The organism is Candidatus Symbiopectobacterium sp. (assembly GCF_020054415.1).
Taxonomy (GTDB): Bacteria; Pseudomonadota; Gammaproteobacteria; order Enterobacterales; family Enterobacteriaceae; genus Symbiopectobacterium.
The window spans coordinates 1-8963 of record NZ_JAHWCO010000595.1; the positions used below are offsets into that span (position 1 = coordinate 1).

5 protein-coding genes, 1 tRNA gene and 3 pseudogenes are annotated in these 8963 nt (G+C 54.0%); 5 read left to right on the forward strand and 4 right to left on the reverse strand.

The window, feature by feature from the left end; genetic code table 11:
* Window positions 1-129 (forward strand): annotated as a pseudogene (locus QZ506_RS17385) (IS5/IS1182 family transposase); the annotation flags it as partial.
* 121 nt (window positions 130-250) lie between these two features.
* On the opposite strand, the gene QZ506_RS17390 reads toward QZ506_RS17385, so the two are convergent.
* From QZ506_RS17390 to pepA, 3 genes are all read right to left on the reverse strand, one after another.
* Window positions 251-3106, reverse strand: coding sequence for a valine--tRNA ligase (locus tag QZ506_RS17390; protein WP_291972901.1), 2856 nt, complete (start codon window positions 3104-3106; stop codon window positions 251-253).
* A gap of 12 nt (window positions 3107-3118) precedes the next feature.
* Window positions 3119-3568, reverse strand: coding sequence for a DNA polymerase III subunit chi (locus QZ506_RS17395; RefSeq protein ID WP_291972902.1), 450 nt, complete (start codon window positions 3566-3568; stop codon window positions 3119-3121).
* Between the two features lie 203 nt (window positions 3569-3771).
* Window positions 3772-5283, reverse strand: coding sequence for a leucyl aminopeptidase (gene pepA, locus QZ506_RS17400; RefSeq protein WP_291972903.1), 1512 nt, complete (start codon window positions 5281-5283; stop codon window positions 3772-3774).
* Window positions 5284-5564: 281 nt separating this feature from the next.
* Here pepA and lptF point away from each other — a divergent pair, with 281 nt between their 5' ends.
* The 4 genes and pseudogenes from lptF to QZ506_RS17420 all read left to right on the forward strand — a co-directional run.
* Entirely contained in the window at window positions 5565-6665 is a 1101-nt protein-coding gene (lptF, locus tag QZ506_RS17405) for an LPS export ABC transporter permease LptF (protein ID WP_291972904.1), read from the forward strand.
* Complete coding sequence (lptG, locus tag QZ506_RS17410; RefSeq protein WP_291972905.1) at window positions 6665-7741, forward strand: LPS export ABC transporter permease LptG; 1077 nt, start codon at window positions 6665-6667, stop codon at window positions 7739-7741. Before lptF ends, lptG begins: the two co-directional genes overlap by 1 nt.
* A gap of 154 nt (window positions 7742-7895) precedes the next feature.
* Window positions 7896-7977: transfer RNA gene (locus tag QZ506_RS17415), tRNA-Leu, on the forward strand.
* A 167-nt stretch (window positions 7978-8144) separates the two neighbouring features.
* Window positions 8145-8657: pseudogene (locus QZ506_RS17420) on the forward strand (tyrosine-type recombinase/integrase); the annotation flags it as partial.
* Between the two features lie 89 nt (window positions 8658-8746).
* Here QZ506_RS17420 and QZ506_RS17425 read toward each other — a convergent pair.
* A pseudogene (locus QZ506_RS17425) lies at window positions 8747-8963 on the reverse strand (IS5/IS1182 family transposase); the annotation flags it as partial.

Here is an 8963-nt window from a genome sequence, read left to right on the forward strand (position 1 = left end):
AAAAGGCTTCTGGGTGGTCATCTAAGTCTGAGAGACTACGATGCTCAGGTGGGTGAAGCCATGGCCATGGTCAAAGCGCTTAACCGGATCACGCTATTAGGAATGCCGAACAGTATTCGCATCACGTAACAATCGACCCGCATGGGGCGCAGTCGTCACAAGTTCTGATTTATTCAACAAAGCCGTTCATTTGATAAAAAAGCCCGGACTTAGCGGCCTGGGCTTTTTATTCGCACAAGATACTTATGGATTACAGTGCGGCAATGGTGGCCTGCTGTTCCAATAGTTTGGCTTTCGCTACCGCATAGCCGTCACGTTTTTCACGCTCTTTGGCAATAACTGCCTCTGGTGCGTGCGCAACAAAGCCTTGATTGGAGAGCTTGCTGTCGATGCGGTTGATTTCCGCTTCAACCTTGGCAGCTTCCTTCGCCAAACGCTCCAGCTCTGCGTCTTTATCGACCAGATCCAGCATCGGGATCAGCAGCTCCGCGCCGTCCAGCAGGGAAGTGACCGATACCGGGCCTTTTTCACCGGCAGGCAACAGTTGAACGCTTGCCAGACGCGCCAAGGTTTGGATAAAGCTGCGGTTCGCTTCCACGCGGCGTTGCGTTTCCGGCGTTGCATCACGCAACAGCACATCGAGCGGTTTACCCGGCGCGATGTTCATCTCGGCGCGAATATTACGCACGGCGGTGATCGCCTGCTTGATCCATTCCAGATCGGCCAGCGCCTGCGCATCTTCTGCGGTGGCATCATAGGTCGGGAACGGTTGTAGCATGATGGTATCGTCGGTAACGCCTTTCAGTAATTTGACCTGCTGCCAGATGGTTTCGGTAATGAATGGAATGATCGGGTGCGCCAGACGCAGCAGTGCTTCCAACACGGTAACCAGCGTGTGCCGCGTGCCGCGCAGCTCCGCCTCGCTGCCACCGTTCATCACCGGTTTAGCCAGCTCCAAATACCAGTCGCAGAACTGGTTCCAGGTGAACTCATACAGGATACCGGCAGCAATATCAAAGCGGTAACCGTCCAGCGCGTCGCGGAAGGCTTTCACCGTGCGGTTGAATTCGGCTAAAATCCAATGATCGGCCAGTGACAGCACTTTCTCACCGCCGTTAAAACCGCAATCTTGCCCTTCGGTGTTCATCAGCACAAAACGGCTGGCGTTCCACAGTTTGTTACAGAAGTTGCGGTAACCTTCCAGACGCTTCATGTCCCAGTTAATATCACGACCGGTCGATGCAAGTGCCGCCAGCGTGAAGCGCAGGGCATCCGTACCGTGCGGTTCGATACCGTTCGGGAACTGTTTCTCGGTGCGCTTGCGGATTTTCTCCGCCAGCTGCGGCTGCATCATGTTGCCGGTGCGTTTTTCCAGCAACGCCTCAAGCGAGATGCCGTCTACCATGTCCAGCGGATCGATCACGTTCCCTTTGGACTTGGACATCTTCTGCCCTTCTTCATCGCGGATAAGCCCGGTCATGTAGACGGCATGGAACGGTACCTGCGGTTCGCCTTCGTCATCTTTCACGAAGTGCATGGTCAGCATGATCATGCGCGCAATCCAGAAGAAGATGATGTCGAAGCCGCTCACCATCACGCTGCTCGGATGGAACGCTTTCAACTCTGGCGTCTGTTCCGGCCAGCCGAGGGTGGAGAAGGTCCACAGCCCGGAGGAGAACCAGGTGTCCAGCACGTCTTCATCCTGGCGCAGTTCAACCGCGTCGGCGAGCTGATAGTCGCGGCGCACTTCCGCTTCATCACGGCCTACGTAAACCTTGCCGCTGTTGTCGTACCACGCAGGAATACGGTGACCCCACCATAATTGGCGCGAGATACACCAGTCCTGAATGTCACGCATCCAGCTAAAATACATATTCTCATACTGCTTCGGCACAAACTGGATACGGCCATCTTCCACCGCTTCCACTGCCGGTTTCGCCAGTACGCCGGCACGCACGTACCACTGGTAGGTTAGCATCGGTTCGATGACCACGCCGCCGCGATCGCCGTAGGGAAAGGTCAGATCGTGCTGTTTGATCTCATCGAGCAAGCCCAACTCATCTAGCTTGGCAACCACCGCTTTACGAGCGGCGAAACGCTCGACGCCACGCAGGAAATCAGGAATGTCGTTGCTGTATACCGTGCTGGCTTCGCCGTTGGTATCAAACACTTCAGCTTCCTGACGGATGTCGCCATCGAACGTCAGGATGTTGATCATCGGCAACTTGTGACGTTTACCGACTTCATAGTCGTTAAAATCGTGCGCCGGCGTGATCTTCACGCAGCCGGTGCCTTTTTCCATGTCGGCGTGTTCATCAGCGATGATCGGAATACGGCGATTCACCAGCGGCAGGATCAGGAACTTGCCGATCAGATCTTTGTAACGAGGATCTTCTGGGTTGACCGCAACACCGGTATCCCCCAGCACGGTTTCCGGACGTGTGGTGGCGACCACCAAATAGTCTTTGCCATCAGCGGTTTTTGCGCCATCGGCCAGCGGGTAGCGCAGGTGCCACATGGAGCCTTTGCTCTCGCGGTTTTCCACTTCCAGATCGGAGATGGCGGTGCGCAGTTTCGGGTCCCAGTTCACCAGGCGCTTGCCACGGTAGATCAAGTCTTCTTTATACAGACGAACGAATACCTCTTTCACCGCGTTGGACAGGCCTTCATCCATGGTGAAGCGCTCGCGCTCCCAGTCCACCGAGTTACCAAGACGACGCATTTGGCGGGTAATGGTGCCGCCGGACTCTGCTTTCCATTGCCAGATTTTTTCGATAAAGGCATCGCGACCATAATCGTGGCGCGTTTTGCCCTCTTCAGCAGCGATTTTACGCTCAACCACCATCTGGGTGGCGATACCCGCATGGTCAATACCCGCCTGCCACAGCGTGTTTTTCCCTTGCATACGCTGATAGCGAATCAGGGTATCCATAATGGTTTGTTGGAACGCATGGCCCATATGCAAGCTGCCGGTGACGTTCGGCGGCGGGATCATGATGCTGAAGCTTTCCTGACTCGTGTCACCGTTTGGCTTAAAGTAGCCTTGCTGTTCCCAGCGCTCATAGAGCGGCTGTTCGATATCTTTCGGGTTATATTTAGTATCCATTATGTCTACTATTCAGTGCGTTGGCGGCGTCGCCGTAGTCAATTGAAAGCCGACGCTGCGATACGCTTTGTAGCGATCACGCGCCAACGGTTTCAGGGATTCTTCATGAGGGACAAAGTCTATCACTTCATGGAAAGCGGTGGCAAAATCTGCGAACTGCGGCAGGAGGCTGATCAGCACATCGCGTGAGGTGCTGCCCCGGCGTTGAGGCCAAGCCAGCTCGACGGGCGCGCCCTGTCGCGGGCCTTCGCCAGCAAGGTTATGCGGCACAAAGGAGCTGGCGTCGCGCTGCCACAGTGCATCGTCCAGTCGCAACGCTTGCTGCTCATCTTCACAGGCGATCAGCACACGCTGCCCGCTGCGCCAACGTTCCGCTGCCAGCTCGCAGGCCAGCGCCTCACAGGCACTAAGCCCATCGACATCGTCACTGTGTTCGAGAAGGTAGAACGTTGCGTTTTTCATTGTTTACTGTAGGTGAGGGGACGATATAAACCGGCCCTAGGTTGCTGACAATGTCTGTTATCTGAGCCATTCCTACAAACTTATTATCATTCTCGTGAACTTACCGTCATTCCTGCGTAGGCGGGAACCGCTCACAGAGGAAACTCGTACTTCTTGTAAGAGGTCCCCGGCTGTTGCCGAGGACGACAGAGAACGGCCTCTTTTTATTCTACGTCATTTAACCCGGCGCGATTAAGCAGGAACTGCGACAACATGGCCACTGGACGGCCCGTTGCCCCTTTAGCCTTACCGGAACGCCAGGCTGTGCCCGCGATATCCAAGTGTGCCCAGTTGTATTTGCGGGTAAAGCGCGACAGGAAGCACGCGGAGGTAATTACACCGCCGGGACGTCCGCCGATGTTCGCCATATCGGCGAAGTTCGACTCCAACTGCTCCTGAAACTCATCTCCCATCGGCAAACGCCAGGCGCGGTCGCCCGCTTGCTCTGATGCTCCGAGCAGCTCGTGCGCCAGCGGGTTATGGTTCGACATCAATCCGGTAAGGTGATGACCGAGCGAGATCACGCAGGCACCGGTCAAGGTGGCGATATCAATCACCAGTTCCGGCTCGTAGCGTTCCACATAGGTCAGTGCATCGCACAGCACCAAACGGCCTTCGGCATCGGTATTCAGCACTTCAACCGTTTGACCCGACATGGTGGTTAACACATCGCCCGGACGATAGGCGCGGCCATCAGCCATGTTTTCACAGCCAGCCAATACCCCAACAATATTCAGCGGCAGCGCCAGCTCGGCTGCCATGCGCATCACGCCGTATACCGTAGCGGCACCGCACATGTCGTACTTCATTTCATCCATGCTGTCGGCTGGCTTGATCGAGATACCACCGGAATCAAAGGTCAGGCCTTTGCCAACCAGCACGATAGGGCGATTTTCCGGATTAGGATCGCCTTTGTACTCAATCACTGACATCAGCGATTCATTTTGCGAGCCTTGCCCAACGGCCAGATAGGCGTTCATGCCTAGCTCTTTCATCTGCTGTTCGCCAATCACGCGCGTCACGATGTTCGGGCTGTAGGTGTCCGCCAGTTGACGTGCCTGTGAGGCCAGATAGCCAGCGTTACAGATATTCGGCGGCATATTGCCGAGATCTTTCGCGGCCTTGATGCCTGCGGCAATGGCAAGTCCGTGCTGAATGGCGCGCTCGCCACTGGTGAGTTCACGGCGCGTTGGCACATTGAACACCAGTTTGCGCAGCGGACGACGCAGTTCGACCTTATTGCTTTTCAACTGATCGAAGGTGTAGAGCGTCTCTTTTGCTGTCTCTACCGCCTGACGCACTTTCCAATAGGTGTTACGTCCTTTGACATGCAACTCTGTCAGGAAGCAAACGGCTTCCATTGAGCCGGTGTCATTCAGCGCATTGATGGTTTTTTGGATGATTTGCTTATATTGCCGCTCATCCAGTTCACGCTCTTTCCCGCAGCCAATCAGCAGAATACGTTCTGACAGAATGTTAGGCACGTAATGCAACAGCAGGGATTGCCCCACTTTGCCTTCCAACTCGCCGCGGCGCAGGAGTGCGCTGATATAACCGTCGCTGATTTTGTCCAATTGTTCGGCAATAGGGGACAGGCGGCGAGGCTCAAACACGCCGACAACAATGCAGGCACTGCGTTGTTTTTCCGGGCTACCACTTTTTACACTGAACTCCATGTACTCTCCTGAATCTCAAAGACAAAGACGGGGCCAATGGCTAGAATGTGACACTCCGTAATACTTTCCCGCCGTTACACTTACCTAACCTGTGTTAATCTTAACGGCGCGACGAATCTGTTTTGGTGATGATAAGCAGGTTCTGATACAACGCCGGGCGCGCGGTATGCTGTAATGCATCATAGCGACAAAGGTTGCCACAAATGCGTATAAATGGCGAGTTAGCAATGAAATTATCGACTTTCCTGCAAAAAGACAAGTTTTCACAGGTTTAATTAAGCGTGATCATCATTCGATATCTGGTACGGGGAACCTTTAAGAGCCAACTGGCCATCCTGTTTATTCTGTTACTGATCTTCTTTTGTCAGAAGCTGGTGCGGATATTGGGTGCGGCAGTTGATCGTGAAATCCCGACAAACTTAGTGCTCTCCCTGCTGGGGCTGGGTGTGCCTGAAATGGCGCAGCTCATTCTGCCCTTGAGCCTGTTTTTAGGGCTGCTGATGACATTCAGCCGCATGTATACCGAGAGCGAAATCACCGTTATGTATGCCTGTGGACTGGGCAAAACGGTGCTGCTCAAGGCCGCCTTTATTCTGGCGGTGATGACCGGTGCGGTGGCGATGATCAATGCGCTGTGGGTCAGCCCATGGTCTTCGCGCCATCAGGATATCGTGATGGCAGAAGCCAAGGCCAACCCGAGCGTCGCGGCTCTGGTGGAAGGGCAGTTTCAATCGGCGCAGGGCGGCAATGCCGCGCTGTTTGTCGGCGATGTCAAAGGGCAGGAGTTTGAGCATGTGTTTCTGGCACAGTTGCGCCCGAGCGGCAACGCGCGTCCTTCGGTGGTGATTGCCGACCGTGGGCGTGTGGACGTTGACCAAAACGGTGCACAGGTGGTGACGCTCAACAAGGGCTCCCGCTACGAAGGCACGGCGATGTTGAGGGATTTCCGTATCACGGATTTCACCAACTATCAGGCAGTTATCGGGCACCAGAATGTGTCGCTCCGGAACACCGGCGTAGAACAGATGACGATGCGCCAACTGTGGCAGTCGGATGAGAACGCCGCGCGTGCAGAGTTTCATTGGCGCATTACGCTGGTGCTTTCTGTGCTGATAATGGCGATTATTGTGGTGCCGCTCAGTGCGGTAAACCCACGCCAAGGGCGCGTGCTGAGCATGTTGCCCGCCATGCTGCTTTATCTGATTTTCTTCCTGTTGCAAAGCTCGCTTCGTTCCAATGCCAGCAAGGGGAAAATTGACCCGATGGTGTGGATCTGGCTGACCAATCTGGCCTATATCGGGATTGCGTTGCTGCTTAATGTCTGGGACAGCGTGCCTCTGCGCCGGTTGCGCGCGCGGGTGAAAGTACAAGGAGCCGCCTGATGTTTGGGGTACTGGATCGCTATATCGGCAAAACTATTTTTAATACCATCATGATGACGTTGTTCATGCTGGTTTCGCTCTCGGGCATCATCAAGTTTGTCGAGCAGTTGCGCAAAGTAGGTCGCGGCGACTATACCGCACTAGGCGCGGGCCTCTATACCCTGCTGAGCGTGCCAAAGGATATTGAAATCTTTTTCCCGATGGCGGCGCTGCTCGGTGCGCTGCTGGGACTGGGGACACTGGCGACACGCAGCGAACTTGTGGTCATGCAGGCCTCTGGTTTTACCCGCTTACAGATTGCTGGTGCGGTGATGAAAACTGCTATTCCGTTAGTGTTGCTTACCATGGCGATTGGCGAATGGATTTCACCTTCCGGTGAACAGATAGCGCACAACTACCGCTCGCAGATGATGTACGGCGGCTCGATGCTCTCGACCCAGAACGGGCTGTGGGCGAAAGACGGCAACGACTTTATCTATATTGAATGTGTGGTGGGGGATAAAGAGCTGGCGGGAGTGAATATCTACCAGTTCGACCCGGAACAAAAACTGCTCTCCGTGCGCTACGCTGCCTCCGCGGAATTTGATGACGATGCCAAGCTGTGGCAACTCTCTCAGGTTGATGAATCTAACCTGCGCGATGGCGAACAGATTTCAGACAGCCAGACCATCAGCGGAGAGTGGAAAACCACCCTGACGCCGGACAAACTCGGCGTCGTGGCGCTGGACCCGGACGCACTCTCGATTCGCGGCCTGTACGACTACATCAACTATCTGAAGCAGAGCGGGCAGGAAGCGGGCCGTTACAAGCTGAACATGTGGAACAAGACGTTCGCCCCGCTGTCGGTGGCGGTGATGATGCTGATGGCGCTCTCCTTTATCTTTGGGCCATTGCGCAATGTGCCTGCGGGCGTGCGTATCGTCACCGGTATCAGCTTTGGCTTCCTGTTTTACGTGCTGGACAAGGTATTTGGTCAGCTCAGTCTGGTGTATGGCCTACCACCGTTGCTGGGCGCGCTGGTGCCGAGCCTGCTGTTTATGGTTATCAGTCTGCTGCTGCTGTTAACACGACGCTGAGTGCATCCGGCACGTCATCGCTTGCCGGTAAAATGCGCAAAAAAGTGTGCTGGCGCTGTTTTTTTCAGCATTCAACGCGCCAGAGTGCGGAATAGTGTTGTGTCATCAATCTCAAACGGTATAATGCACCTCGTTTTCCGCATACTACTTCAGTGCCGAAGTGGCGAAATCGGTAGACGCAGTTGATTCAAAATCAACCGTTGAAAGACGTGCCGGTTCGAGTCCGGCCTTCGGCATAAACCACTCTTCTTTTGACGTTTTCTGAAGTCTACCTTTATCAAAAAAATCCTTATAAACTAATAGATTACTGTCTTTACTGGTCTTTTCAGGTATCTTGTGGTCTATCCCCCTTTGGGGGCATAATTGGGGGCACCCCACTTCGATCAGGATTTTTGCCCCCAAAATGAAGCTTAATGTTCGACAAATTGATACTGCAAAGCCAAAGGACAGAGCCTACAAGATGGCTGATGGCGGCGGGTTGTACCTTGAAGTATCCCCAAAAGGTTCAAAATACTGGCGTATGAAATATCGCCGTCCATCTGATAAGAAAGAGGATCGGCTTGCTTTCGGTGTTTACCCCACAACCACACTCGCAGAAGCCCGAGCAAAGCGTGATACTGCGAAGAAGCTACTGTCACAAGGAATTGATCCAAAAGTTGAACAGAAGGGGGCACAAGTTGAAATTGAGGGGGCATATTTATTTGAAACCATCGCCAGACAATGGCATGCAAGTAATCTCACATGGAGTGAAGACCACCGCCGTCGTGTACTGCTGACTCTCGAGCAGTATGTTTTCCCTTCGATTGGTCAGCTTGATGCCAGAACGTTGAGAACCAGCCAGCTCCTTATGCCGGTTAAAGCTGTCGATGCCGCTGGTAAACATGACGTTGCACAGCGACTTCAACAGCGTGTGACGGGCTTTGTTGAATAAATGGCTTTGTTGAATAAATGGCTTTGTTGAATAAATCAGAACTTGTAACAACTGCGCCCCATACTGGTCGATTGTTACGTGATGCGAATACTGTTCGGCATTCCTGATAGCGTGATCCGGTTAAGCGCTTTGACCATGGCCATGGCTTCGCCCACCTGAGCATCGTAGTCTCTCAGACTTAGATTACCACCCAGAAGCCTTTTGAACCGGAACATGGCCGTTTCAGCCACTGAGCGCCGGTGATAGCCCACTTTCTTTTTCCAGATATCGTTACTACCGCTAATGCGCTGA